Annotated in this window: 31 protein-coding genes and 1 other RNA gene; 21 read left to right on the top strand and 11 right to left on the bottom strand. The window is 53.8% G+C overall.

Going from position 1 to position 24034, the window contains the following annotated elements; genetic code table 11:
- Positions 1-82 precede the first annotated feature (82 nt).
- The 4 genes from SH528x_RS17310 to SH528x_RS17295 all read left to right on the top strand — a co-directional run bounded on the left by SH528x_RS17310 (position 83) and on the right by SH528x_RS17295 (position 2282).
- On the top strand, positions 83-412 hold the full coding sequence (locus SH528x_RS17310; protein ID WP_442511749.1) for a hypothetical protein: 330 nt from the start codon (positions 83-85) through the stop codon (positions 410-412).
- Between the two features lie 6 nt (positions 413-418).
- The gene (locus SH528x_RS17305) at positions 419-586 is read left to right on the top strand and encodes a hypothetical protein (RefSeq protein ID WP_442511748.1); all 168 of its coding nucleotides are present in this window, start codon (positions 419-421) and stop codon (positions 584-586) included.
- Positions 587-697: 111 nt separating this feature from the next.
- Positions 698-1162, top strand: coding sequence for a hypothetical protein (locus SH528x_RS17300; protein ID WP_442511747.1), 465 nt, complete (start codon positions 698-700; stop codon positions 1160-1162).
- 340 nt (positions 1163-1502) lie between these two features.
- Positions 1503-2282 (top strand): tetratricopeptide repeat protein, encoded by a 780-nt coding sequence (locus tag SH528x_RS17295; protein WP_442511746.1) that lies wholly within the window; start codon positions 1503-1505, stop codon positions 2280-2282.
- A 151-nt stretch (positions 2283-2433) separates the two neighbouring features.
- Here the strand turns inward: SH528x_RS17295 and SH528x_RS17290 are convergent, their stop codons facing one another.
- Entirely contained in the window at positions 2434-2730 is a 297-nt protein-coding gene (locus SH528x_RS17290) for a hypothetical protein (protein WP_442511745.1), read from the bottom strand.
- 126 nt (positions 2731-2856) lie between these two features.
- Between SH528x_RS17290 and SH528x_RS17285 the strand changes: the two genes are divergently transcribed.
- The 6 genes from SH528x_RS17285 to SH528x_RS17260 all read left to right on the top strand — a co-directional run bounded on the left by SH528x_RS17285 (position 2857) and on the right by SH528x_RS17260 (position 7764).
- Positions 2857-3210, top strand: a complete 354-nt coding sequence (locus SH528x_RS17285; RefSeq protein WP_442511744.1) for a hypothetical protein — start codon at positions 2857-2859, stop codon at positions 3208-3210.
- A gap of 119 nt (positions 3211-3329) precedes the next feature.
- Positions 3330-3710 (top strand): hypothetical protein, encoded by a 381-nt coding sequence (locus SH528x_RS17280; protein ID WP_442511743.1) that lies wholly within the window; start codon positions 3330-3332, stop codon positions 3708-3710.
- Between the two features lie 826 nt (positions 3711-4536).
- The gene (locus SH528x_RS17275) at positions 4537-4938 is read left to right on the top strand and encodes a hypothetical protein (protein WP_442511742.1); all 402 of its coding nucleotides are present in this window, start codon (positions 4537-4539) and stop codon (positions 4936-4938) included.
- 35 nt (positions 4939-4973) lie between these two features.
- A complete protein-coding gene (locus tag SH528x_RS17270) occupies positions 4974-5429 on the top strand; it encodes a hypothetical protein (protein ID WP_442511741.1) in 456 nt (151 codons plus the stop codon).
- Positions 5430-6109: 680 nt separating this feature from the next.
- Positions 6110-6532, top strand: coding sequence for a hypothetical protein (locus SH528x_RS17265; RefSeq protein ID WP_442511740.1), 423 nt, complete (start codon positions 6110-6112; stop codon positions 6530-6532).
- Positions 6533-7494: 962 nt separating this feature from the next.
- A complete protein-coding gene (locus SH528x_RS17260; protein WP_442511739.1) occupies positions 7495-7764 on the top strand; it encodes a hypothetical protein in 270 nt (89 codons plus the stop codon).
- A gap of 533 nt (positions 7765-8297) precedes the next feature.
- Here SH528x_RS17260 and SH528x_RS17255 read toward each other — a convergent pair.
- The gene (locus tag SH528x_RS17255; RefSeq protein ID WP_442511738.1) at positions 8298-8516 is read right to left on the bottom strand and encodes a hypothetical protein; all 219 of its coding nucleotides are present in this window, start codon (positions 8514-8516) and stop codon (positions 8298-8300) included.
- A gap of 13 nt (positions 8517-8529) precedes the next feature.
- Here SH528x_RS17255 and SH528x_RS17250 point away from each other — a divergent pair, with 13 nt between their 5' ends.
- The 4 genes from SH528x_RS17250 (at position 8530) to SH528x_RS17235 (ending at position 11503) form a co-directional block, all read left to right on the top strand.
- Positions 8530-9357: a hypothetical protein gene (locus tag SH528x_RS17250; protein WP_442511737.1), complete on the top strand. Its 828-nt coding sequence runs from the start codon at positions 8530-8532 to the stop codon at positions 9355-9357.
- Positions 9358-9415: 58 nt separating this feature from the next.
- Positions 9416-10039 carry a hypothetical protein gene (locus SH528x_RS17245; protein ID WP_442511736.1) on the top strand — a complete coding sequence of 208 codons (624 nt, stop codon included), beginning with the start codon at positions 9416-9418 and terminating at the stop codon, positions 10037-10039.
- 97 nt (positions 10040-10136) lie between these two features.
- Positions 10137-10676 (top strand): hypothetical protein, encoded by a 540-nt coding sequence (locus tag SH528x_RS17240; RefSeq protein WP_442511735.1) that lies wholly within the window; start codon positions 10137-10139, stop codon positions 10674-10676.
- A gap of 152 nt (positions 10677-10828) precedes the next feature.
- Entirely contained in the window at positions 10829-11503 is a 675-nt protein-coding gene (locus SH528x_RS17235; RefSeq protein ID WP_442511734.1) for an ankyrin repeat domain-containing protein, read from the top strand.
- A 750-nt stretch (positions 11504-12253) separates the two neighbouring features.
- On the opposite strand, the gene SH528x_RS17230 is transcribed toward SH528x_RS17235, so the two are convergent.
- From SH528x_RS17230 to SH528x_RS17220, 3 genes are read right to left on the bottom strand one after another with little or no spacing between them, the layout of a single operon-like run.
- Positions 12254-12805 carry a hypothetical protein gene (locus SH528x_RS17230; protein WP_442511733.1) on the bottom strand — a complete coding sequence of 184 codons (552 nt, stop codon included), beginning with the start codon at positions 12803-12805 and terminating at the stop codon, positions 12254-12256.
- Positions 12802-14265 (bottom strand): hypothetical protein, encoded by a 1464-nt coding sequence (locus SH528x_RS17225; RefSeq protein WP_442511732.1) that lies wholly within the window; start codon positions 14263-14265, stop codon positions 12802-12804. The genes SH528x_RS17230 and SH528x_RS17225 overlap by 4 nt, the downstream gene beginning before the upstream one ends.
- A complete protein-coding gene (locus tag SH528x_RS17220; RefSeq protein WP_442511731.1) occupies positions 14262-14501 on the bottom strand; it encodes a hypothetical protein in 240 nt (79 codons plus the stop codon). Before SH528x_RS17220 ends, SH528x_RS17225 begins: the two co-directional genes overlap by 4 nt.
- Positions 14502-14669: 168 nt before the next feature.
- Here SH528x_RS17220 and SH528x_RS17215 point away from each other — a divergent pair, with 168 nt between their 5' ends.
- The 7 genes from SH528x_RS17215 to SH528x_RS17185 all read left to right on the top strand — a co-directional run bounded on the left by SH528x_RS17215 (position 14670) and on the right by SH528x_RS17185 (position 17884).
- Positions 14670-14921, top strand: a complete 252-nt coding sequence (locus tag SH528x_RS17215; RefSeq protein ID WP_442511730.1) for a hypothetical protein — start codon at positions 14670-14672, stop codon at positions 14919-14921.
- Positions 14922-14980: 59 nt separating this feature from the next.
- Positions 14981-15042, top strand: an RNA gene (locus SH528x_RS17210) — hammerhead ribozyme type II.
- Positions 15043-15068: 26 nt separating this feature from the next.
- On the top strand, positions 15069-15557 hold the full coding sequence (locus tag SH528x_RS17205; RefSeq protein ID WP_442511729.1) for a winged helix-turn-helix domain-containing protein: 489 nt from the start codon (positions 15069-15071) through the stop codon (positions 15555-15557).
- Positions 15558-15575: 18 nt separating this feature from the next.
- Positions 15576-15764 carry a hypothetical protein gene (locus tag SH528x_RS17200; protein ID WP_442511728.1) on the top strand — a complete coding sequence of 63 codons (189 nt, stop codon included), beginning with the start codon at positions 15576-15578 and terminating at the stop codon, positions 15762-15764.
- Entirely contained in the window at positions 15751-15921 is a 171-nt protein-coding gene (locus SH528x_RS17195; RefSeq protein WP_442511727.1) for a DUF2924 domain-containing protein, read from the top strand. Before SH528x_RS17200 ends, SH528x_RS17195 begins: the two co-directional genes overlap by 14 nt.
- Positions 15918-17495, top strand: a complete 1578-nt coding sequence (locus tag SH528x_RS17190; protein ID WP_442511726.1) for a recombinase family protein — start codon at positions 15918-15920, stop codon at positions 17493-17495. Before SH528x_RS17195 ends, SH528x_RS17190 begins: the two co-directional genes overlap by 4 nt.
- Entirely contained in the window at positions 17492-17884 is a 393-nt protein-coding gene (locus SH528x_RS17185; protein WP_442511725.1) for a hypothetical protein, read from the top strand. Before SH528x_RS17190 ends, SH528x_RS17185 begins: the two co-directional genes overlap by 4 nt.
- A 26-nt stretch (positions 17885-17910) precedes the next feature.
- On the opposite strand, the gene SH528x_RS17180 is transcribed toward SH528x_RS17185, so the two are convergent.
- The 6 genes from SH528x_RS17180 to SH528x_RS17155 all read right to left on the bottom strand — a co-directional run bounded on the left by SH528x_RS17180 (position 17911) and on the right by SH528x_RS17155 (position 24006).
- Positions 17911-18543 (bottom strand): SGNH/GDSL hydrolase family protein, encoded by a 633-nt coding sequence (locus SH528x_RS17180; RefSeq protein ID WP_442511724.1) that lies wholly within the window; start codon positions 18541-18543, stop codon positions 17911-17913.
- Between the two features lie 219 nt (positions 18544-18762).
- Complete coding sequence (locus SH528x_RS17175) at positions 18763-19332, bottom strand: protein-tyrosine phosphatase family protein (protein ID WP_442511723.1); 570 nt, start codon at positions 19330-19332, stop codon at positions 18763-18765.
- A gap of 571 nt (positions 19333-19903) precedes the next feature.
- Positions 19904-20374: a hypothetical protein gene (locus tag SH528x_RS17170; protein ID WP_442511722.1), complete on the bottom strand. Its 471-nt coding sequence runs from the start codon at positions 20372-20374 to the stop codon at positions 19904-19906.
- 261 nt (positions 20375-20635) lie between these two features.
- Positions 20636-21952, bottom strand: a complete 1317-nt coding sequence (gene ltrA / locus SH528x_RS17165; protein ID WP_442511721.1) for a group II intron reverse transcriptase/maturase — start codon at positions 21950-21952, stop codon at positions 20636-20638.
- Positions 21953-22518: 566 nt separating this feature from the next.
- Positions 22519-23226 carry a hypothetical protein gene (locus SH528x_RS17160; protein WP_442511720.1) on the bottom strand — a complete coding sequence of 236 codons (708 nt, stop codon included), beginning with the start codon at positions 23224-23226 and terminating at the stop codon, positions 22519-22521.
- A 123-nt stretch (positions 23227-23349) separates the two neighbouring features.
- A complete protein-coding gene (locus tag SH528x_RS17155) occupies positions 23350-24006 on the bottom strand; it encodes a hypothetical protein (RefSeq protein ID WP_442511719.1) in 657 nt (218 codons plus the stop codon).
- Positions 24007-24034: the final 28 nt, after the last annotated feature.

Below are 24034 nucleotides of genomic sequence, written 5' to 3'. Positions count from 1 at the left end.
TCAACCTTCCGTGCCCCGTGATGTCCAGCGTTCGCCGACTGAACTATTGCAGCACAGCACCAACACGTAGCCTCTACCGAACATGAACGTTATTGGCGCGGACTTCCTCCGCTCGCAGCTTGAGTCTGACGGCTACTACTTCAAGCTAATCCTGAACGACTCGGCCGCGCACTTTTTTCCGTATACCACGGAACATCGCGACGCTACACAACCGGGCCTCTGCTACAAAGATGATTCGCTCGGAAATGCCTTGGCCGCAACGATCAAACGGATGCAGGTTGACATCCGGCACCACCACGCATTCAGCGATCAGCATGTCACCATGCTTGCCGAAAGACTTATCCAACACTCCGACGCACAATTACTTGCAGGATTCACTGTGAACTACCAAGGGCGAACTCTTATCGGATGACGCTACTTGAATGATTTGCTGGCGGCTGATGCGCTCGGTATGATTGGGGCAGCGCTAACCGTAGTGGACGCCATGTACCTGCTGCATGCGGCGAACCAAGCGATGGTGCTGAGCGGCGGTGGTCGTCTCTTTGATCTGCTTGCGAGTCAACTCCCGCCGCCCGCACATCGTTAACGTTCTGCCAAAGCGGATGCTATGACAAACTTCTTGTCCATTCTCATCACACTAATCCTGGCAGGGTTCGCGCATGGACAAACACGATCCGCTGCGACGTCGACCTATTGGTTGAGCGACACCGATCCCGCAACGGCTGAAATGTACGACCCACTGCTGCTCATAACCAGTGTTTCTTTAGAGCACTTGTCAACGCTTGTGGCCATGCAAGACGAGCTGAAAACCGATCCTCCAGCGCAGAGGAGCCATCCCTACATCCTCGATCTGCCTGCCATGTTTCTTGAGACATACAAGCGAGATTCGATCTGGAACGCGGACGGGAGACCAATCAAAGAATTTTCCGGCAAGCTTGCCGCGGACAACAAAACAGAAATGATCGCATTCGGTAGGCGTTATAGAATCAATCCAGCGGCAAACGAAGACGTAAAGCGACTTTTGAAGAAGCCGGAAGGTACGATACCGCTTCATCGACTACACTCCCCAATTGGCACGGCGGAACGCACGGTGCATGCATTGCTGTTACTACTTGACGAACAGGCCGAACGCAAAGCCCAAGATGGCAGAACCAAGCGGTGAACCGAAGTCGCCGACATCGCGTTTTTTGAAATCATAGTTTTCTGGCGGCGACTCGGTTACCGCCGTCGTTATCGGTACTGCGCTGGGCTTGTTGCGACTTGTATGGCGTCGATCATGTGTCTTACGCTGCGCCTTGAACAAACCCGAGGCCCACGCGTTTGCCGCACGATGCACGGCGCAGAAGGGAGCAACAGCAGGAACTAAACATCGCCCTTCCATAAAACCGGAACAGCGAAATCCGCGAATTCATCAAGGTACGCCGGGAAAACCGATCCTTTAGTTTCGCCTTGCCACGATTCATTTAATTGTCGGCAGAGGTCTCCTGCAAACGAATCTTATAATGCCGAGTTCTGACGACGACCCGTACAGTTACTACCCAAAGGCTGTGGCAGCTTTGAATAATGATGAATTCATTACAGCATCAACGCTCTGCAAGACTGCTGGAGACACTTTAGAACGTAACGCGTTCTTCGATGAGGCGGCGGTTGCATATGACTTGCTAGGACTCGTGCATTACCGGTCGGGAGCGTTAAAAGACTCCGAATCGTCGTATCTTAAGTCACTCATGCTTGCCGACCAAGCCGGCAAAACATCGAATCTTGAATACGCGAAAACCTGTAATAGCCTTGGTGCTGTACTTAGCGCGATAGGGGATTATCCACGCGCGACAGATTGGTTACTGAAGTCATTGTCCATTAGAGAGAAATTTCAAGACAAACCTGGATTGATTTCTTCCTACCAGCAATTGGGGATGATTGAGCAAGCCCGATCGAATTTAGAAGGAGCACGTCATTGGTACGAAAAAGCTGTCTCACTTGAAAAGACTGAGGGCGATGTCGCTGGTCTCGTCACGACGGTGCGTTGGCTGGCGAGTACTATGGGAGATGAGGCCAACCCAGAAGCTGTGGATGACATTTACCGAATTGCGACGGATGCGATTGGAAAAACAGGGGACGTCATGCTTGCTAAAACTGCAGCGGAGCAGGCTAGGAAAGAGTATGACTTCAGGGCAGCAACTGAATTTTATCGAAAGGCTTATGAGATGGCCGCAGCTGGAGAACCATCAAATAAGACTAGTCGTCAAACGAATATCATGAAACGAATTAGGCGTCTTTGGTAAAGAAAACTAAGAAAGAGCGAAAAGGGACAGGGTAGGACATGACTTGCTTGTGGCGGCCAGTGGCGAGCGATAGCTTGGCGCATCGAACCAAGGTAGAGCGTAGCGTGACCGCGTTGGATTTACTTCTTGGACGCCGTGGCGGCCGATATGCTTACCCGGAAGACGTGAGCACATCCTCGCCCGTGCAGTACCCGTCTCGGACGACCGATAACCATGCGACGATACGGAGCGGCGGTGGTCCCGTTTTGGCAATGGCAAAGTCGTTCGCCGCCGCCCGCATATCGCTACCGTTACCCGACTGATGTTTGATTTCGCATGGTTCGATTCGAGACTCTCCTCCAGCGATTTTCGATCGCACTGGTGGGCGGCGGTGCAGCTGATGAATGTCGGTGCAGATGGATTGGTTCATCTCCCGCGTCTTCTCGATCTTTGCGAGCGGTTTGGTCACCAAAGTAGACTTACAGACCGCGAAGAGAGTTTCATTCTCTACGGAGCGAGATCCTCGGGACGAATCGTTCATTCGGTTGGATATTCTGATCGCGAGTCGCTCCATCAACGAGTCGCAAGCTGGATCATGAGCCTCGTAGATAGTCCTAATATTCAAGTTGCGGCTGCCGGGACGTGGGGTATGGGTGAACTCGGTGTCCCACCTGCATCGATCTCCAAGCGGTTACACGAATTGATCGGTAGCGATGAACGGTTTGATGCGACGGGCAAACACTCTTTGCGGTCCATCGCATTTCGCATGCTTGCCCGTATTGACCGTGACGCAGCAGCACAGCTCGTTGAATCTACTGCATGCCACGAGTACATTGCAGACGTTCGGCAATGGATCGCTGCTTCGCGTGCGCGTCCAGCGAATCACTACGACAGGGAGCCGGAGCTTGTTGCTGAGGCGGGCTGGCTCCTCACTGACGAGGACGGGTAACAATGTCGTGCACCGAAGGACCGCATGGCGCGTTTACAAATGGAAACCACATTGGCGGTCCTCGGTGACGACCGACGTTCGCCGACATAAAAACATTTGCAATGTCCGTTGTGCTTTGAATGCAATTCCGATTTACGATCGCTCGTGTGTTCCTGGGCATTGCCCTATGCGCTTTGCCTATCGCATTCTTTCGCAACACGCCTGGAATCGGCAGCATCGCCGGGGCAACCGCCGGAACAGCGTTCTTCGTCATGGCACTTGTCGCCAAGAAATCCGATCTGTCCGTTATTCTACGATCGTACATATTTGCGGCACTTGGTTCGTTCATCGCCGTACTCCTTTCGCCTGTTTCAACTGGGCGCTACCACACACCGATCGGCACGATACTCACGGGCGCTATCGTCGGATCGTTCGTGGCCGCGCTGGTAACACTGTCTCGCCGTTCCGATCCACCAAGAGAATCGAGTCCCAGCGACCAAGATCAATCGGACACAACGTGATGGCGTCGTTGTATGCCGTTCGTGATTTGCTGTCGGTCGATTCGCTCGGCATGATGCGTTCGACGCGAATCCGTCACACAAGCGGCGAACCAGTAAGGCTTTGACTTCGCGTTGGGCGGAGGTTGAGCCTGAATCTCGTTAAATGGTTAACGTTCTGTGAACCAGAGTGGCTCGGGAGACTAGCCGAAGCTCAAGGCCTTTGTTCAAGAAGCCCGGTGGAACTGTAACGCTCGTGACGTGTCAGTTGGTCTCGGCTGCCAAGATATGGTACGGGTTTTGCCTTATTGAGCTTTTGACTTTTGGCGTCTCGGGGCCTATTGAATCTATCCGTTTCGTCGTTATTTGCCGAGTCACTCCTCGATCGGTCTCCCCTTCGGTGTAGACTTTCCGCGGAGCTACGAACGATCATTTTCGCTCGAAGCCGGGTCGAAGTTCAAGTATTTCCAAGGAAATTAGTGGTTCGTCTGGTGTTGAACTCAGTAGCACAGCTAGCAGTTCAACGCGGTTGGGGGTGCCCGTTTGCAGGGGCCGCCGAATTCCAGAACAAAGTTCATTGGAATTGCAGTGAGCCTGCCCCTCGGGTGATCCAGACTTGGGTGTCCATGCTGTGCTACAGAACCCGCTATAATGCCTAGAATAATTCGCTCGTCGACTCGAAGCGAATGCAAATCCTCGACCAAGAGAAAGTACCCCCGCCGCGATAGCGGCTTACTTGAACCATGCGATGCACACGGAGCGGCGGTGCCAGTTTTTGCATATGGTTACCGAACTCCTGCCGCCCGGTGATCGCCACCGTTCTGTGACACAATCACTTCAGGCTTGAGCGATGACTCGACTCACCAATGAAACCCTTGCCGAGCAGACCGCAATGTTCGCGGGCATAGCAATCATGTTGATTGGATTGCCCTCGGCGGTGCCTGGCATCGCGTTTGCAACTGGATTCGCGATGGTATTTGGTGGACTTGCCTTTTCGTGCTTTACGTCGATACATGAATTGGATCGTCAGCTTCGGGTTCGCTACACACTCATGTCGACGCTCGTATCAGTCCTCGTGCTTGGAATGACCGCGTGGATTGTTTGGGACTATACGAAAACCGTCGCCTCATTCCTTTATACAATTGGCTTGGCGGTGCTTAGCTTTGCGCTGGTGTACTCTTTGGCACGTTCATGGCTGAGCCGTCATCGCAAGCCGTCTTGCGCTGTAGACTGCGAAGGCACAGAACAATGACATGCACGGGAGCACGGCTTGCGGCGTTTTTCGCAATGGATAGTTCACTCTCCGTGCCCCGTGATGTCCGACGTTATGCCTCTAAAGGTGCTGATGTGATTTCTTTGGGGCTTGTGTCTGGACCTGATTCATCTGTACTCGAAACTCGTTGTCGGGTTTTCTTGCGCGAGTTCGAACGCGAACGAAAAACTGTTAACGATGTGTTCTTGCTAAACATCGTATTTCATTCTCCGCTGTCACTTAAAAAGCCCGATTTTACCGGATTTACTACAGGTGCCTTCTCAAGGACGAAACAGACGCTTCTCATCGCGATAGCCGTACCGGATAGTGTCCCGACATTCTCCCTTGAACGTGTAAACGAATACATCGTCACACAACTACACGACGCGGTTGATTTTGGAGCGTCGGATCTTGCTAAAAGGAGCGTCGCATTTAACCCCGCTGTGTATCATGCATTTATCGACCACGTTGTGGAAAAGCTGCCGACGTAACAGACAGGCATAACAAACCGTTGCACACGGAGCCGCGGGCCGCGCGGGTTCTGAAATCAATGTCGTTCGTTGCGGCCCGGTGAACGGAAGCGTTCGCCGACATATTTTGAGTGAAACGAATCCGTATCGCCCGTCGCCCGCCAGCGTCGAATCAAAGTCGAGTCACAGTGTCCCAAAGCGTGTCTCGTTTCCAAGACGTATCGTTGTTGCGACGCTAATGGGGCTCGTAGTCCTTGCATCCGGGCCGACAATATGGCTTCTGTTTCTCGTTCTGTTCGGAATGATTGATGGCGAACCAATGCGTGTATTCCAGAACCGCATACTCTGGGAGGATGAGTTTGTCGCCAAACTTCCCGCCGCCGTAGTCCTTTCGTCCGTTGGCGCGATCCCCGTTTTCATCGGCATCATTCTTGATCGTCGTTCAGAACGGTCGCGTTGAGAGGCGCAAACGTCAAACTCGCACGGCAATTGATTTGTTAGTCGATGCTGCGCGTGATATGATTTCGGCAAACGTAGATCGTGGTCGTAGACGTAGACACCGTTACAATGCGGCGAACCATGGGTTGCAACGAAGCCGGACTTGCGAGATTCTACGAAGTGGAGAGTCCTCCGTCCCGGCTCGCTGAACCCCGACGTTCTGCTAAGCCCAGTCACCAACGTCTTGCCCAACGGGGATGTACATGCGACCGAAATACACGCTTTCCAGTCTTCTTTGTGCAACACTCATCTGCGCGTTGGGTATCATGGCGTATCGCCAAACCAAGCTTGCCGCCAAATTAAGGCTGCAAGTTGAGATTCATGACACGCTAAGACAGCAAATGGCACGTGTGATCCAACGAGAGGATGAATTGCGAAGTGCGATCGACGAGATGAACACCAATCGCAATGCAACGCTTTCGTACGCTTCTCAGCGTGTGAGTGTGTCAAACGCATTCCTGCCGACTTTCGATCGAAATCGACGAAGATCCGAGGAACGCGAGGTTCATACCGCAAAGCTCAAGCTGACTCGTGAGCGGGAACTTCTTAAGGTGTTTGAAGCGTTGGCGCAGGAGCAAATGCCAGTTGAGTTGCGTACTGAAAAAGCAGAACCAGTAAGGCTTTGACTTCGCGTTGGGCGGAGGTTGAGCCTGAATCTCGTTAAATGGTTAACGTTCTGTGAACCAGAGTGGCTCGGGAGACTAGCCGAAGCTCAAGGCCTTTGTTCAACCAGTAAGGCTTTGACTTCGCGTTGGGCGGAGGTTGAGCCTGAATCTCGTTAAATGGTTAACGTTCTGTGAACCAGAGTGGCTCGGGAGACTAGCCGAAGCTCAAGGCCTTTGTTCAAGAAGCCCGGTGGAACTGTAACGCTCGTGACGTGTCAGTTGGTCTCGGCTGCCAAGATATGGTACGGGTTTTGCCTTATTGAGCTTTTGACTTTTGGCGTCTCGGGGCCTATTGAATCTATCCGTTTCGTCGTTATTTGCCGAGTCACTCCTCGATCGGTCTCCCCTTCGGTGTAGACTTTCCGCGGAGCTACGAACGATCATTTTCGCTCGAAGCCGGGTCGAAGTTCAAGTATTTCCAAGGAAATTAATGGTTCGTCTGGTGTTGAACTCAGTAGCACAGCTAGCAGTTCAACGCGGTTGGGGGTGCCCGTTTGCAGGGGCCGCCGAATTCCAGAACAAAGTTCATTGGAATTGCAGTGAGCCTGCCCCTCGGGTGATCCAGACTTGGGTGTCCATGCTGTGCTACAGAACCCGCTATAATGCCTAGAATAATTCGCTCGTCGACTCGAAGCGAATGCAAATCCTCGACCAAGAGAAAGTACCCCCGCCGCGATAGCGGCTTACTTGTACCATGACATGAACCGAAGCGGCGGCGTCGACGTTTCAAAGTGGTCTGTTGCCCGCCGCCGCTCGGTTATGTCTACCGTTCTGCCACAAGATCGATACTCGGTGATGGCTCGCACGTTGAATCCAAACTGACTACTGCCCACATGAATCCGCCAATCGGAACTTCCTTCACGTTCAAAGTAAAACACTCCGCACAAGGAGCGAGCGGCGGTTCGTATTATGTCCGGTTCGACGTGGATGCCACGCTTTTGCCGGCAGACGAATTTGATGTGGCATTCGATTCCATTTATCTCAATGACCCTGCCCCGTCAGACCTCGATGCGGCTAAACTTGCTATTACGAATGGATTCAGGGATGCCCTCACCTCATGCAATTTTGGCGCGAAAATCATTGTGACACAACTGGCCTTGCACCCCGTTGATTTCAATCCAGGCAAGTATCGCTACTGGGCTCACTATCATTTGACGCAGGAATTGGCAGCCGCTGGGATTGCTGCAACATGATCGCGATGAGATGATTGACAACGACAGAACCGGCAGAACCATCCGATGCAACCGAGTCGCGGTAGCGGGGCGTTTCGAAATGGAAGATCAACCGCCGCGACCGGCTGATCGGTCCCGTTCGCCGACTGAATACTGCATCGCATCTACCCGGCCACCTGCGACATCAAATTGGACCCTTCTATGTCTGCCCGCCAGATAGTCCTTTCGATTGCCATGATCTGCGGAACGTTGATCTGTTGCGTTTGGCTTTACGCAACCTTCAATCGATACGCCATGATTCAAGCTGGCGATAAGGCTTACCGCTACGACCGCATCACTGGAGAACTATGGCTAGTCAGCGGATCCAGTTTCGGTCCAGTTGACGGTCCTGTGAACTGGGCAAAATGACGGCGACGACTCCGCTGGTATTCGTTGCTCCCGCGTGAAACGCATTCAATTTGCGCACGTTGGAATTGCCAATTCCGTGATCGCTAAGGCTTGTGATCTTTCGGTTATTCCATTTGGTCGCAGCCGTTGCGTTTGATATAATCGGGTCAACGTCGATCATCGTGGTAGATGGCAATCCGCTGCAAATGCGGCGAACCATGGGATGCATACGAAGGACTCGGCGTTGCGGTTTGGCAGTGGTCGCCTATCCGCTCGTCCTCGGTGATCCCGGTCGTCCGCCAATCACGCTCTCTTCTGAAAACGCATTTCAACTCTCGCTCAAGTTTCATGCCGATGCGCCGACTTGCCGCCATAATCCTGGTCATTTCCATATGCGCGATGTCTTCGCTCTTGCTGACGTCGCGTCTGCACGAAGGTGAGAGTGCAACGCGCGACGACATTGCTGAGTCATTACTGAACCGTGAAGAAAGTCTCAAAGCAATCCAAAGCCTGCACGCTACTGTCCGGTTCGATGATAAGGGTGACGTCGAGGAAATCTGGTTTCAAGATCCTGTGGCGTTATCCGACATGGGCCATGCAATTCGCGACCTATCCAACGATGATCTAAAATGGGTCACTGCGTTTCCCGAGCTAAAACGACTGAGCTTTGCAGGTTGTTATGAAATCACTGATGCCGGAATGCATTATTTGCAACCGCTTAGCCAACTCGAAGAACTGGACGCCTCCTACACCTCAATTACGGGCGACGGATTGACCGTTCTAGCTGGAAGTGGTCGGCTTAGTTACCTTAATTTGGTTGACATTCGACTGGTGGATCGTGACCTCGTGTTTCTCAGTCAATTTGAATCGTTGACGCGTCTCAGCTTGTCCAATGCAACCTTCTCCAATGATGGACTTGCTTCTCTTCGTGCGCTGAGATCGCTTGAGAAGCTCTATCTTGGAGGTCTTCCGGTAAGTGACGACGGGATGGTTCATTTGTCGAATGTGGATTCTCTGCTACAACTGCAAATCGATGAAATCCCGATCACTGACGAATCCGTGAGACACTTTTCTCGGCTGTCTGACTTGCGATATCTTCGACTCAAAAACACAAAGATTTCCAAAGCTGGCGTTTCTACCATTCGGCGGGCGTTGCCGGAGTGCGTGGTCAACTGGACTCCTGGCGAACCAAACGATGCAACCGAGCGGCGAAATCGGGCGTTTTGAAGTGGTTGATCTTCCATCGCCGCCGGCTGATCGTCAACGTTATCCACGTGAGATACCCATGCTCTTGCGACTTCTCCTCTTTCTTTGTGTGGCTGCCTGTTCGACAGGCGGTGCTGCATTCGCCCAATTGGATGTTCGCGTCCAACTAATCCTCCAATCCGATATTGAGGCTCCTGACGGCGATTGGAAACGGTTGGAGAACTTCGATATTGTGATCACGATTGTGAATGGCACATCAACAGCTGCGGACGTCCCCGATACCTACTCGCCAAATCGCATTCGTTTGTGTGCTTCCGGATCGAACGGAACTCATTGGCCTCTTCACCTCAGTTCGAGACAGGAAACGGGAATGAGCGGAGGCGACAAAGCGACTGTGGCACTTGGTGAAGAGACGGTCACGGTCGCTCCGGGGAAGAAATACGAAGTTTTGCGAGTGAGCGCCAAAGAGACTTTGATCTCCCCTGGAAATATCTACGCGGAAACACCACTTGAAGAATTCGCTAAACGACGTTGGGTATGGAACTGGGGAGCTCGTCCGGGACCAGATTACTCGCCTTTTGAAAGTCGAAAGGGTGATGGCCGCTCTGAGCATGCCGTTTTGTGGTGCGAGCTAGACTTTGAGGGGCGAACAATTCGCTCTGTACCGCAGATTGTCAACGCGACGCATTACAACCCTGGATAACCATGCCATCCACCGGAGTGGCGGTGCCCAGCGTTTTGTGAAAGAAAAGTCAACTCCCGCCACCCGGTGATGGCGGTCGTTATCCGAATGAGGGGCCATGAACAAAGCATCGATCAAGCGTCTATTCAAAGCAATCGAAGTTGGTGATGCCCAGTTTGTGCTCTCGGAAATTGACAACAACGCCGAGGCGTTTGAGGTTGTTGGCGAGCACAATCGCTTGGTGCGAGATAAGACGCCGTTAATGTATGCAATGCAAAGCAATCAGTTTGATATTGCCAACATGCTTCTCGACCGCGGTGCTGATGCGACCGCTGTAATGTCAGGCGGTCCCCGAACGCCAGCGATATCCTTGCTGATGTACTTCGCTCATGGCGATCGATCCAACTTCAGAAAATGGGTTGGCTTAGCCAAGCGTTTTTACGACCTTGGTGCGGATCCTACCATCGGGCTGTATACTGCCCTGTTTCACTATTCGGATTTGGTTCCCCGTACTGATCTAATCGAATTATCACTCGAATGCGGAGGTCGAATTGACGTTCCGTTCGGAGATTCGCAAATGACCGCAACGGATCTAGTCTCTGTTAATCGTCACCAGTACACTGAAGAGATTTATAAACTGCTCAAGGTCGAACAGTAATCCAAGTTGAACATGGGTGCGTTCTGCAAACCTCGGAGAACCATGGGTTGTTACGGAGCCGGGCTGCAGGCAATTTGAAGTGGACCACACTCTCTCCCGGCCCGCAAAACCCTACCGTTCTGTGTAAACATCATTGAACCACACAGCTGCCGATGACGAGCGTTTCTATGATTGATCTGCCACGCAACGATGAACTTGTTCGAGCCGCTCTCGCCGGCGAACTTGAGACGGTAAAACGCTTGATCAAGGAGGGTGCTAATCCAAACAGCGTCGACAAACATGGGATAGGACCGCTTTTGACCTACCATCCTGAAGTAACACAATACTTGCTGGAGCATACTGCTGATCCAGATTTGCAGTGCAATGAGTGGGAGTATCCGGTGATCGTCGGCGTTTGTGGCAATTATGAGTGTCTTCGGCTGATGGTTGAAGCGGGGGCAAACGTTAACCGTTCAAGCCCACATAGCGGCGAAACAGTGTTGCACGGCGAAGCCGGTAGCACTGACGCTCGTCCGGTCAGATTACTGCTAGCGCATGGCGCGGACCCTAATTCCCGAACGAAGCCCGGAATGAAGACGTATGGGCTGTGGCGGGACGCGCGTGTGCGGGGTGAAACCCCATTGCATCGAGCTGCAGCGTGGGGTAGTCCGGAAGTCATTCAATTGCTCTTGGACGCTGGTGCCGATCCGACGATTCGTGATGCCAACAAAGATACACCGCTGAGTTGGGCCAGTTGGTATCTCCGCGATAAGTCAATCATCGATCAACTGTCGTATGAAGGCTCTGGAGTCGGGCCAGACTTCCCACCCGATGAAAGTTCCACCTAAAAACCACGCCGAACAATTGCGTGATTCGGAGCGGCGGATCACGCAGGATTTGAAGTCAACGTCAACCGCCGCCGCCCGGTTACGCTGGGCGTTCTGCCACTGAAATGATGATCCAACGAGAGCCCAAAGAGGTTGCGCAGCTCATCGCATCTGGCAGATGGAAGCAGAAACACGTTTTGGCACTTCAAACACAGTTTGGAGACCGGGCACTTCTCGATGTTCTACTGTGTCCCTTTTTATGACTGTTCGACAGACTTATTGACCGCATACGACTGCCAGCAATCAGCCGGCCAGTTGCTGCTCGACTTCATGCCATCGTGTGACGCTCCACTCCGACAGATGCTTCGCCGCTCATTACCGCTTTGGAACTTGAGCGTCGAACAGTGGCCATACTATCTTTGTCGTTGTTTTGGAATCGACACGGTCGCCGACGCGATTTCAGACATCGCGACTGCAGAAGAGCTGAACGAAACAGAACGACGAGCAATAGACACACTTCGGTACTGGCTTCGGGCCAAACCCGATACAATACTCGGCACCTCGACGCAGTGATCGGGGCAGAACAATGCCGATCGGGATAGGGGCCCGGATTGCTCCGGGGCCCCTCCCACATCACCTAGCATGCGGGTCCGCACTAGGCGATTCGCCGCGAGAATGCAAGCTGTTGCCAGGATAACAATGAATTGTTAGCTGACACTCATGTGTTAGCGAGCAAGATTTGTCGGCGATCTCGTTACCGACACATGACAACTATTGTTTTTCTGTCGGCGGAAAAGCCGCTTCGATAGCTTTGGCCCAGCTGCCAAACATGCGGCGGATCGCCATGGCGTGGTCTCGGTTTTCGAGACAGACCTCGGTGTAGATGAGCGATTGGCCGGCGGCATGGCGGTCGCGGAGCCAGAGGATCATCGTTTCGCGGTCGAGGTGCTTGGGACGGCGGCGTGATACGTTGGTCAGGTTGATGCCGGCCGCGGTGAGGGCATCTCGCCATGAACCGAAATGGGTGATCGCGGCGTCGTAGAGCGCGCGGTTGCGAGTTCGGTTGGGACGGGCCGCCAGGTCGTAGCCAGTCGTACACAAACGGCGGAGTTGTTGCTTGGTACGCTCGGCCCCAAAATCGCGACTGCGGCCAACGTCGCGGGCACGGACGCCGGAATACTCCAGTGCCGTTTCCCACGATCCGAATTCATCGATCGCGGCGGCGTGCAGAAGTTCGTCGTCGCGGAGGACCTCGTCTTCGAGCAGACTCACCCCGGCCAGGTCACACTCAACAATCTTGCGAATGATGGCTTCGCGAATCATGACGCCGCCCTCCGGTTGGTCGAATCGTTTTGGATACCGGCGGCAAGCAGTGCGGCCGACCACGAGCCGAAGTAACGTCCGGCCGCAGCGACAAGCCCGACGGTGGTCGGGTGACCGCTGGCGAGTGTTTGACCGCGTCGATGACGCTCGTGGATCTCGGCGAGAATCGTCTGCTTGCTCCACTGGCGGCGCGTGGGCGAAACGCCGGCCGCCTTGACCGCTTTTCGCCAGGTGCCGAAGTGCGTTTTGGCCGCGTTGTAGAGTCCCTGTTCGGTCTTGCTGATGTTACTCAGTTGGACGCCGTCACGAATACCTCGCTGGATCGCATCAACGACCTGCTGCTTGCTCCAGCGCCTGAGTGGTTTGGCAATGGGAATGCGATCGGCTAGCCCTGCCGCGTCGACTGCGCTAGCCCATGAACCGAAACGTCGCTTTGCCGCGTACGCCAATCGAATGTCGCCCAGTCCTTGAGTGTGCTTGGGTTCGCCGCGAACGTAGCGTTCTTGGATTTCGGCGATGACTCGTTCGTTGGTCCATCGTCGCGGAGAAGGTGGAATGTCGGCTGCTTGGAAAGCGGCATCGAGACTGCCGAACAGACGCGTCGCCGCCGCAGATAGATTCGGTTCAGCAATTGACAGGTTGGTATCACGCGTGCGTTCTCGCCACGCTCGCAATCTTTCGATGACGCGTTGTTTCGTCCAACGTTCGCGGCGGATCGGCTCGAAGTCTGCTGCCCGCATCGCTTGCTCCCAGCTTCCAAACCAAAGAATCGCGGCTCGAAATAGCGACTTATCTTCACGCCAAGTTCGGCACAGCGCGGCGCCGCCAGCGTGACGCGTGTGCATCGCCTGAACGATTCTTTGCTTGGTCCATCGCCGACGCATCGTCAATTCCAAGCCCGCTGCTTCAACGGCCGCCCCCCACGAACCGAAGCACCATTTCGCGGAACGATGAAGATCCAGGTCGCGCACCCGCATGTTCGACAGCGTCAGTCCGTCGCGATGCCGCTTTCGGATTTGCCGTTTCACTTCGTCTGCAGACAATCGTTTCTTGATGGGAATCGGGAATCCAGCCTCTTCGCGTGCGCACGTCCAGCTTCCGAATAGACGTCTCGCCGCGACGTAGAGTGCTGGATCTTCGCGGCATGTCGCTCGCAGGTCGTTCCCATCAGCGACACGTTTGCAAATCGCCTCGATGGCGTTCTGGCGAGTCCAATCACAGTGCGCTGGCGGACTAGTTTTGGCGGGTAGGCCGGCAGCTTTCAAAGCTTCGCGAATGGAGCCGAAGTAGCGGGCTGCGGCGCTTTCCAACTTTCGATCTTTGGTTTGGCAATTCCCACGTCGTTGTTTCAGTTCACGCAAGATCCGATCTCGCGACCACTTTTCGCGAGGCGATTTAAACCCAGCGGCGCCCATCGCCGTTCGCCAAGTGCCGAAGACCGCCGTGGCCCGCGAGGTCACGCCAGGGTCTTGTCGCCATAGTTTATCGACGGGGACGCCGCTTTCATGCCACGCCTGCAATCGGATGGGATCACGTTGGCTCGCTGAAACATCTTTGCGAACAACTCCAAGAATTGAAAAAACGATTCACGCTGGCGGATGCCAGGTAACTTCTTTTTCATTTGCCGACACGCCGCGACGTTCGCTCGACGCCGCGGCGTTTCTTCGTTTTCGAATGCTTCGCCGGGGTCTGGCATCAACGCGACACGTTGCGTTTGTCGGCCACGTCGCGGAAATCGAAAAACAATCCAAACATTCGAATTTGTTTTGAGACTTCGCTTGAGCTTTCTCGGAATCCATGGCTCATGTGTGTTAACGCCAAACGGCAAAACGATTTCAAAACCTTTTCCACGAGAGACGAAACCATGGCCATGAACGAAACCCAAAAGACCAAGGCCGCCGCCCTTCGCAGCGAGATGAAAAAACTCGATCCGGCGACCTACCAAGATATTCGCGAATCGTACTACCGGATCGCCGACAACCTTCGCCCCTTGGTCGACGCCCTTGAGAAGGCCGACGCCGACCTCGGGCCGAATGGCCCACTTTTGGAAGAGCACTACATTTTTTGCGAGATGCTCGACCGGCTCAACAAAAGCTACTTGGGTGCGGTTGTGTAACCCGCCCGCCGCAAGGCAACCGCCGCGGACGGAACCGCGGCACGACGCGAATGGACGAAAGCCGAAACGCGAACGGGCGTTGTCGCGGGTGGTTCCCGCGGCCTGACGATGGCAGCCAACCACGAATACAAATTGGGAGATACGACGATGAAAAAGGATGATGTAAAGATTGGCGGCGAGTACTACGCGAACGTCACGAACAAGAAAGTGGTCGTGCGAATCGATGCGGAGCATTCTTCCGGCGGTTGGGAGGCGACGAACCTGACGACCAACAAAAAAGTCCGGGTCAAAACCGCCGGCCGGTTGCAAGGACCGGCGCGACAACCAACGCCGGACACTGAGACTCGCGTTCGCAAACACGTCGCAAAGCCGGCGAACCAACCCGCGAACGAAACGGCCGGCGGCGAGAAAAAGCTGTCGTGTGTGAAAGCGGCTTTGCAGGTTTTGGAATCCTCTGGCGAACCGATGAACGCCCAGGAAATGATCACCGCGATGGTCGAACAAAACCTTTGGGAAAGCCCCGGAGGCAAGACGCCGCACGCGACGTTGTATTCGGCGATCCTGCGTGACCTCAAACGTGGTGACGAAAGCCGGTTTGTCAAAACGCAGCGGGGCCGGTTCACGGTTCGCAGCTAAACGATAAGGACGACTGCAATGCAAAAGCATTTTTACGATCTACGGGAAGTCAATGATTTGAGCGAAGGTGAACGAGCCACGCCGGAACCAGGCGTGACTTACGACCTGCGAACGATCAAGAACCAGGCGGTTGCATCGGGAACGGTCGAGTATGTTTATCGAGACGGGGATACTCTTTTCGCCCGAACGGTCGATGGCGAATCCTAAGGGCAGGACTTTAACGGTTCTGGTTCGCCAAAGCGATTTCGAGTTCAACGGCGAGATATTCAGCACGCTTTCGGCAATCGCTAACGCGGTGACCGGCTCGCACGTCAACGGTTTCACATTTTTCAAACTGAGCCAGAAGAAGGGGGCAAATCAATGATCGCATCTACCAAACAGCCCAAAAATATTCGATGTGCGATCTATACTCGCAAATCAACGACGGAAGGGCTCGACCAGGACTTCAACACTCTCGATGCGCAACGCGAATCTGGCGCTGCGTACATTGCCAGCCAACGCGGTGAAGGCTGGACCGAAGTTGAAACGCTCTATGACGACGGCGGCTTTACCGGCGGCAACATGGAAAGGCCGGCGCTGAAACGCCTTCTCAGTGATATTGAAGCCGGTTTAATTGATTGCGTGGTCGTTTATAAAGTCGATCGACTCAGCCGCAGCCTGCTCGACTTTTCTAGAATTATGAATACGCTCGACGTCGCAGGTTGCTCGTTCGTCTCGGTGACCCAGCAGTTCAATACCTGTTCCAGTATGGGGCGACTGACCCTTAACATTTTATTGTCGTTCGCTCAGTTTGAACGTGAAATCATCGGCGAACGAACTCGCGATAAGATGGGAGCGGCTCGCCGCAAAGGCAAATACATTGGCGGCCGGCCAGTTCTGGGTTACGACATCAATCGTGAAACGAAGCGGTTGGTCGTCAACGAATCAGAAGCGGTTCGTGTTCGCCAAATCTTCGATCTCTACCTTGAGCATGGAGGATTGTTAACAACGATTGACGCGATCGAACAACGCGGATTCCGGACAAAACTTTGGACAACCAAGGCTGGCAAAACGGTCGGCGGCGTTCGCTTTAACAAGAACACACTCCACGCTTTGCTGACGAACCGAATCTATCTCGGGAAAGTCACCTACCACGACCAAGTCTACGAGGGCGAGCACGATGCTATCGTCGATTCCAACACCTATGATCTTGTCCAGAAGAAGCTTCGTGCCAACCGAGTAAGCGCCGGCGATAGGGTTCATGGGCGTTCCCCAGGAGTCCTCGCCGGTCTCATTCACTGCACCGCTTGCGGGTGCATGATGACGCATGCATCGAGTGGCGCACGAACGAAGTCCAAACGCTATCGCTACTACGTTTGCAGCAAGGCAACTAAACGAGGCCGCAAGACCTGCCCGCGTCCATCATTGCCCGCCGAAGAAGTCGAACGATTCATCGTCGCTCAACTTCAGTCGCTGACGATTGACGAAAAAATATTGAACGCGATATGCAACCGTGTCCGCCGATCCATCGATGAACGTCGCAGCGAATTCATAAAAGAGCAAACAGCACTCGCGACTGCGATACACCGGACCGAGCGGTCCATCGACTCGCTCTCTGTACCCACATCCGACGCTGCCCGCGAAACTATTCGACTTGATTCCTTGGCGTCGCTCAATGAGCAACATCACCGCGACCGTATGCGTCTTTGCACTCTGCACGAGCAGCTTGCCACGATCAACTCCGCCACACCCGATCGCGTTTCGATCCTCAGGGCAATCGACGACCTTGAAACTCTGTGGGACCACATGACCCTCAGCGAGCGAAGTCGATTGATGTCACTTCTAATCGAACGCATCGACCACGACCCTACCGACAGCAACCTGTCGATCACCCTCAGCCCCACGGGGCTCGAATCCCTCGACACCATTACCCCGACCTCGGAAACGCAAACACAATGACGCACATTCAAGCCAAGTTCCAAACCACCGCCGCCGCACGCGGCCAACACCGCGTCACGTCACCCACCGCGGCCAAACGCCCGCCCACGCCACGTCTGCCCCACGTGTCGAAACTGATGGCCCTCGCCATTCGTCTCGACCACTTGCTTGCAACCGGCCAAGTCAAAGACCAGGCGGAGATCGCCCGCACCGCCGGCATCACCCGCGCCCGAGTGACGCAAATACTGAATCTGCTCCAGCTCGCGCCGGACATTCAGGAACAGATTCTCGAGCTCGAACCCTCCACCGCCCCCAAGCCAAAATTTAAGGAAGACGAACTCCGCAAGATTGCCACCCAGCCAAACTGGATCAAACAACGCACAGCATGGAAACGACTGATCGCGGAATAAAATCGAGTTTGTAATCTAGATGCGATTCAACAGAAAACTTGGGCCGACGCTGAACCGCCGGAAAAGGCTTGCGTGATCGCAGTTACGATCTTGGCACCACCTTCGTGAGACGGTTCGATTGGGGAAATTGCCGAGTAGTCGCCCGGCTCATTGCAAAGCAAACGCAAGTCGATCAGGCCGAGGCTATTCTTGAATGCCGTCCGAGTAATGATGTCGTTGATGATCGCGAGACCGGCCAACGAAGCATCGTCCAACCCAGGCACGCAGTCGTAAATGGTGCAAATGGTAAGCGGCATGTTGAAACAGCGTAGCCTACTTATCACTTGCTCATATTCACGATCGAAAATTTGCAATGCTGCTTTCATCTTTCCCAGCGATGAGTGGACGCTGTCACTCGACTCACCCATGACCGACGACTGCAAGTACAAGGCATCATTGCCCCCGACGCTGAGTACCAGGTGAGTTGCCCCATCGGGAATTCGCTCGATCTGGCGAAGAACCGAACCGACAACGGCCCCGTCGACGGCTACAAGAGACGCCGTGTTTGGTGATGACAAACTGGCGAGCAGGTGTTCGTGGACGCTATTGCCATTGGGAACGTAGATTTTGTTGTCGAAGATCGAATCGCCCAAAAGCACGATATGCTTGTCTATATTCATGTTTGTGCTTATGTAAAATCGTTGGGTTGAACGGGTCAATCATCGAACAGATCGCTTATCGCGTCACCAATCATGTAGTGGATGTCGCTTGACCGAATCGTTTAAACTGCCGTCTTTGCTGTACCACGCGAGCGAAACGAGATGCGGTCGTCGCTTCGGCCGATTGGCTTCGCCATTGGTTCTTGCTGCAGATGGACAGAATGTTCGGACGCGTCCGCATCACTCGGCCCAATTCAGCACGAATGATTCTTGGTTTTCGTTCTCGGGTGCTTTCCAGCTGCCGCGCTCTTTGTCAGCCTGCCGCAATCGCGTAAGCACCGAAAAAACGCTGCCACGACTGACATGCTCATGTCGCAAAAGCCAACAGCAAATCGTCGTTCCAGTCCGTCCCATGCCGCCAAAGCAATGCACATAAACGCCGCGATTCGCCGATAGCGAAAGATCAATCGCGTCCAGAATGGATCGCATGCGATCAACCGACGTGACGCCACCGTCGGGTATGGGGAACCGCAAATGAGAAATCGTGTCGTTTTGCAGTGCGGCGATGTCGCGAAGATCCCCATCGTATCGAACGAATGGGATGCCGGAATAGTTCGACTCGCCCTCTTCTTGCAAATTGACAAACGTTCGCATCCCCGCATCGTAAAGAGATTGCAATCGTGCGAGATGCTTCGTCGGATCAGGCTGCCCCGGATAGGCTCCGGCGAGCATCTTGCCTTTAACCACCCAATAGGTTCGCCCCGCAGGCGTTTTGCTGTTGGGGTAGGTGAACTCGCCAGAGTGGTTCAATGCTCGAATCCTTTGCGGTGGGTTAGAATCTTTTCTCCAGAATACAAAACCAGCCGAGATAACACATGACGTGGTTTAAGCGACTCACTGGATTCGACGAAAAATCACCCGACCAGGTTCGCGGACAATTGGCTGCGGGACGTTAATTGCATTATCAGCCCCAACGGAAAACGGTTTTCCTATGGCCGATTGGGAGGCGGATGGTTCAATCCACCTTCCGTCTTCCAGCGAGAGCTTTGCGACGCTCTCGTACGCTGCCGCTACTTCGTCAAAATCTGCTTCGCAAAACAAGACGAACCAATCGAACCCTCCAAAGTCAGAGAGATGTTTCAGGTAGGTCCGAGGCTGCATGGATAATTTAGGCTCCGTGTCATTTCCGGTTTGCTGATGCTCACTGCCTTGCTGATCAGAACAGGCTGGCAATGCGACGAAAGCCGGTAGTAGCACCAGTGCTCTAAAAACTTGTGATTGTTTGCATATTCTAGTTCAGCCGGATAACGTTGGCGATATCACGGGGACGGAGAGTTGATGATCCGTTAAGCAAACGCCGCAAGCCGTCCGCACGTGCATGTCATGGTTTCCCCCGATCTTCGTATTTGTGTGGAGACAGTCGTCGAACCACTTGCCGAATTGTATCGATCCATTTAGGCGGCGGCTCGGGGAGATCAAATATACCGCCTTCGTAGACCGTTAATCCAGTGAGAGCTTTGCGCAGGAATGCAAAAACGTGTTCCATCGCCGATTCATCGGAATTGCTCACCAGCTGCATCGTCACCATGCACGTCGCTTTCTTGAGACGCGAGATGATGGCATCACTATCGCGTCGGTTCTCGGCAAAACCGATCAGTAGATCAATATCGCCATCGAAGATGTCTGATCCGCGAAGCGACACGTCCACTAGAATTGCGCAATCGTGGTCACCGCGTAGGATCGCATCGCCATTAAGCCGATAGGAATCATCGGTCGCACGCAATCCGTATTCCAGGTCAGATAGGCAAATCGATACGCCGTCGTCGATTACGAAGCGGTCATACGTCGTCATCTAATTACATGGGGGAACGTTCGCCGTAACCGGGCACGCGCCTTTACGGCTTCCATTTCAAAAACGCCGGATCGCGTGCTCCGGGCGAGTAGAACGGAGTCTCTCGGATGTTAGGATACGCTTTGTGTTCACGGTTTGCCACAGATTTCTCCTTGTGGTGTCACAATATTTGATCCTTGTCCAATTGATCACCGAACCCTCTCAGAACCGGACGGGCGCCGTTAACGCATCCGGCTCCCAGCCGACACCTCTCACCGGGCATCACTTCACACTCTCCATCGCGATCAAGTCCGTAATCTGTCCCGGATTCGGCAACGGGTGTCGCTCGAGATAAAGGCCGTAAGCTTCCCAACTGAGGTTTCGCCCTTTCTGACTGCGACGACGCATCCAACGAAGACCTAACTTTCGTGCCGCCTCTCGGAACTTCATCAGCATCTCCCAATTGTCATTGACATTGTAGTACTGAAAGTGTCCCTGGAGTTTGCGGACCAACGTTGGCCAGACCTCGTTGTGCGGCGTCGTCAACTTGGAACGGAACCAGTCTTTGAGCTCGCGGATTTTCGATCGAAACTTCTTTGCCGATGTTCTCCGTTTCAGTTTGAACTTTCCTGCGCGGCTTGTGCCGCAGTAATGCATGAAGCCAAGGAAGTCGAATGCGCCCGGAGCCCCTTCACCCAATCGCTGGCAATCGCGACTGGCAAAACGGCCGAAACGGAGCAACTTCGTCTTCTCCTCAGCTAACTCTAACGAATACCGACCAAGACGTTTGGTCAACACCTCACGAAAACGCAACGCGTCCGATTCTCGCTCGAACGTGCAGATGAAATCGTCCGCAAAGCGGATGATCGAGGACTCGCCTTTAAGACGAGGCTTCACCTGCTGCTCGAACCACTCGTCCAGCACGTAGTGCAAGTACACATTGGCTAGCAGTGGAGAAAGAACCGAACCTTGCGCGACGCCTTCCGTGGTGGCGTAACGTTTGTCTTGAATCATCACTCCGGCGTGCAGAAACTTGGTGATCAGACGCAGCATACGAGAGTCTTCGATGCGTCTCCCGAGCAGCTCTTGGAGCTTCCCAAAATCAACGTGGTCAAAGAACCCTTTAATGTCCGCGTCGAGCACCCAGTTGACTCGCCGGCGTGTGATCGTCTGGCCCAGATCGGCCAGTGCTTGGTGGCAGCTTCGCTTGGGACGGTAACCGTACGAGGTATCATGAAAATCCTCCTCGTAGATGCGTTCCAAGATCATCACGATCGCCCGCTGGACGATCTTTTCTTCCACACAAGCAATTCCTAAAGGTCGCGTTTTACCGTCTCCTTTGGGAATCTCTCGGCGTAAACTCGGCTGAGGACGATAGCTGCCACGATGGATTCGATCTTCGAGATCTTGCAAGTTGCCTTGCAAATTCTCTTCGTAATCGTCCACCGTGACACCGTCGGTCCCCGGTGCTTTGTCTCGCTTGAGTCGTCGGAACGCGTAGAACAGCAGTTCAGTATTGAGCAACGAAAAGAGGTTGCTAAACGTCGCTGATGCGTCGCCTTTCGCTCTCGTGGTGATGCGATCCAGTCGATCAGACACCGGCGTTCCACTTCTGTGAGTGGCAGGTGGTCGGCTGGAATCGCGTGTCGGCCTGACCGCCTTCCCTCGTTCGGAATTACCCGAAGTCAACGGTACTATGCAGTCATCCGATTCCCAAAGAGTCATTTGCCTCTGTTGCCTTTTCGGCTTCGCGGGCATACTCGATTTGTCATGATTGGAGTTCATAGTCAGATCAAGAATCTTTGGGCGTCACTGGTTGCCTTGAAAACATAGTGTGTAGCGCGAGTGGATCTTCGACTCCGGGACTCTCGCTGTCGCTCGCCAAGACGCGACCGCGAGTTTCGCCTTCCAGCATGAACAGACCTTGGGCAGTATCCAACAGGAAACCATAATTTCGGAGCTCAATCTCGTTCAGGGTTCGGCAGCCAGCCGATACCTTTCACCCTCACTACCTCTCTGTTTACGCTTCAACCAACCACTTCGGCTCATGATGCTTATAGGTTGGCTGCAAAACTCGATACTGAGCCTGTGGCTAACAGTTACTCAGGCGGGATTCACACCCGCTAGTCTTCAAGACCTTGCCAGTCCGCACGTTCACGGCATGGTTACCCGCCGCGGAGGACCGAGAGCTCCACCAACGACACACGATCAATCTTCTTCATGTCCGCAGCGTCGCGGTGTTCGTAGCTGCAGCCAAGTGCGTTGTCGGCGAAGTAGAAATGCGGGACGTATGCATCTAGGTCGATAATCAATTGTTGGTGGGCCTCTTCACTACGGTCGAACGAATGAGGCCAGTCGGCTTCGTGTTTGTCGGAAACAAACTCGAAGATTGACCGATAGTCCTCTTCATCTTCGTCCTCGTCATCAATGTCTTCAGGTGGCGTGGGCCACCCCATTCCATCAGTGACGAGCTCCAGTTTTTGCGATCCGGCCGTCCAGAGGCGAACATAAAAGACTCCGCTATCATCTATTGCGCCCGTCGTAAGGACGTCGCCCCGAAATTGTTTCCTCAGTGGTTCTAGCGACTCATTGTAAGTCAGTTGATCCGCAAAGGTCGCCCATCTCTGATGCGGTGTTTGCACCAGCAACGACCAATGACCGGAAGGTGGGACAAAAGCGTGTGTTGCAACAGATTCGGTTACGTCACTGATGTTCAAGACACAGTCACACGAGGAGAGCTCGGCGAGGACATCATCAGCAGCGGATCGAATCAACCACGAGCTCCACGTTTGCGGTGCACTCCACGTCGTCCAAACGCCCCGGCGTGTCGAGATTTTGCGCCGATAGAACGAGTTCTCGTAAAGTTTGGCCATGAAGCATCTTCCGTCGGGTAACGGCGGCCATCACCGAGGACGGCCAATGTGGTGTCAACATGTAAACGTCTCATGCCGTCCTTCGTGTGAATGGCATGGTTATCCGCCGTATTGAATCAAGTGTTAGTATGTGTACATCTGGCGAGTGTCAACATATTCTTCGCAAGCAGGACACGTTATCGTGTGATTCTGCAACTGAGGAATGAGCAGGCGAACTTGCGAATGTTTACCGAACGCTCCTGCGATCCCGAGGAGCTGCACCATTCGATTGTATGAATATCTCTTTTTGAACAGAAGCTGGGCCACGAGTTGCTGCCCTGTTTTGATCGCGTCCTTGAACGGTTGCAGCACATATTCTGGATGTGGTAGCAGACTCCGCTTCCATTCTCTATTCAGTTGGTTGCTCTGCCCGAGCTCAAATGCAAGCACCAGTGACGCAAGGTCTAGTGAACGGAAACCGTTCTCGGTTCCTTGTTTCACCTCAGCAAGTCGAACTAGGTGAGGGAATGCGGCCACGCTGGCAGAACCAGTCGAGCATTGATGACAGAGAATGTTGCTAAATTCATCCCAGTATTTGTCCGGCAAGTCTTTCTTGGCGCGCTCTATCCGTCGCAACAACGGAGGAACATTTTCGCCAGAACCGTAGCAATGCCAAAGCTCGGACCATCGCGGATCATCTAGTGCTAACATATGCGTTCTTATCGGATAACGATAGCCATCACCGAGGACGGCCGGTTTGGTTTCCATTCGTAAACGCGCGATGCCGTCCTTCGCGTGCATGGCCTGGTTCTGCCTTCTTAGTCAGCGG

This window comes from Novipirellula methanifontis, assembly GCF_052161655.1.
Taxonomy (GTDB): domain Bacteria; phylum Planctomycetota; class Planctomycetia; order Pirellulales; family Pirellulaceae; genus Novipirellula.
This window is presented reverse-complemented; position numbering and strand designations above follow the sequence as displayed.

Bases quoted from the DNA above. Each gene is read 5' to 3' on its own strand.
- SH528x_RS17250 (WP_442511737.1), top strand. From the start codon at position 8,530: ATGTCTTCGCTCTTGCTGACGTCGCGTCTGCACGAAGGTGAGAGTGCA.
- SH528x_RS17170 (WP_442511722.1), bottom strand. From the start codon at position 20,374: ATGACGACGTATGACCGCTTCGTAATCGACGACGGCGTATCGATTTGC.
- SH528x_RS17265 (WP_442511740.1), top strand. From the start codon at position 6,110: ATGCGACCGAAATACACGCTTTCCAGTCTTCTTTGTGCAACACTCATC.
- SH528x_RS17215 (WP_442511730.1), top strand. From the start codon at position 14,670: ATGGCCATGAACGAAACCCAAAAGACCAAGGCCGCCGCCCTTCGCAGC.
- SH528x_RS17195 (WP_442511727.1), top strand. From the start codon at position 15,751: ATGGCGAATCCTAAGGGCAGGACTTTAACGGTTCTGGTTCGCCAAAGC.
- SH528x_RS17180 (WP_442511724.1), bottom strand. From the start codon at position 18,543: ATGAATATAGACAAGCATATCGTGCTTTTGGGCGATTCGATCTTCGAC.
- SH528x_RS17280 (WP_442511743.1), top strand. From the start codon at position 3,330: ATGCAATTCCGATTTACGATCGCTCGTGTGTTCCTGGGCATTGCCCTA.
- SH528x_RS17270 (WP_442511741.1), top strand. From the start codon at position 4,974: ATGGATAGTTCACTCTCCGTGCCCCGTGATGTCCGACGTTATGCCTCT.
- SH528x_RS17235 (WP_442511734.1), top strand. From the start codon at position 10,829: ATGACGAGCGTTTCTATGATTGATCTGCCACGCAACGATGAACTTGTT.
- SH528x_RS17155 (WP_442511719.1), bottom strand. From the start codon at position 24,006: ATGCACGCGAAGGACGGCATCGCGCGTTTACGAATGGAAACCAAACCG.
- SH528x_RS17245 (WP_442511736.1), top strand. From the start codon at position 9,416: ATGCTCTTGCGACTTCTCCTCTTTCTTTGTGTGGCTGCCTGTTCGACA.
- SH528x_RS17220 (WP_442511731.1), bottom strand. From the start codon at position 14,501: ATGCCAGACCCCGGCGAAGCATTCGAAAACGAAGAAACGCCGCGGCGT.
- SH528x_RS17310 (WP_442511749.1), top strand. From the start codon at position 83: ATGAACGTTATTGGCGCGGACTTCCTCCGCTCGCAGCTTGAGTCTGAC.
- SH528x_RS17255 (WP_442511738.1), bottom strand. From the start codon at position 8,516: ATGACCAGGATTATGGCGGCAAGTCGGCGCATCGGCATGAAACTTGAG.
- SH528x_RS17240 (WP_442511735.1), top strand. From the start codon at position 10,137: ATGAACAAAGCATCGATCAAGCGTCTATTCAAAGCAATCGAAGTTGGT.
- SH528x_RS17185 (WP_442511725.1), top strand. From the start codon at position 17,492: ATGACGCACATTCAAGCCAAGTTCCAAACCACCGCCGCCGCACGCGGC.
- SH528x_RS17285 (WP_442511744.1), top strand. From the start codon at position 2,857: ATGAGCCTCGTAGATAGTCCTAATATTCAAGTTGCGGCTGCCGGGACG.
- SH528x_RS17275 (WP_442511742.1), top strand. From the start codon at position 4,537: ATGACTCGACTCACCAATGAAACCCTTGCCGAGCAGACCGCAATGTTC.
- SH528x_RS17160 (WP_442511720.1), bottom strand. From the start codon at position 23,226: ATGGCCAAACTTTACGAGAACTCGTTCTATCGGCGCAAAATCTCGACA.
- SH528x_RS17200 (WP_442511728.1), top strand. From the start codon at position 15,576: ATGCAAAAGCATTTTTACGATCTACGGGAAGTCAATGATTTGAGCGAA.
- SH528x_RS17190 (WP_442511726.1), top strand. From the start codon at position 15,918: ATGATCGCATCTACCAAACAGCCCAAAAATATTCGATGTGCGATCTAT.
- SH528x_RS17205 (WP_442511729.1), top strand. From the start codon at position 15,069: ATGAAAAAGGATGATGTAAAGATTGGCGGCGAGTACTACGCGAACGTC.
- SH528x_RS17295 (WP_442511746.1), top strand. From the start codon at position 1,503: ATGCCGAGTTCTGACGACGACCCGTACAGTTACTACCCAAAGGCTGTG.
- SH528x_RS17230 (WP_442511733.1), bottom strand. From the start codon at position 12,805: ATGATTCGCGAAGCCATCATTCGCAAGATTGTTGAGTGTGACCTGGCC.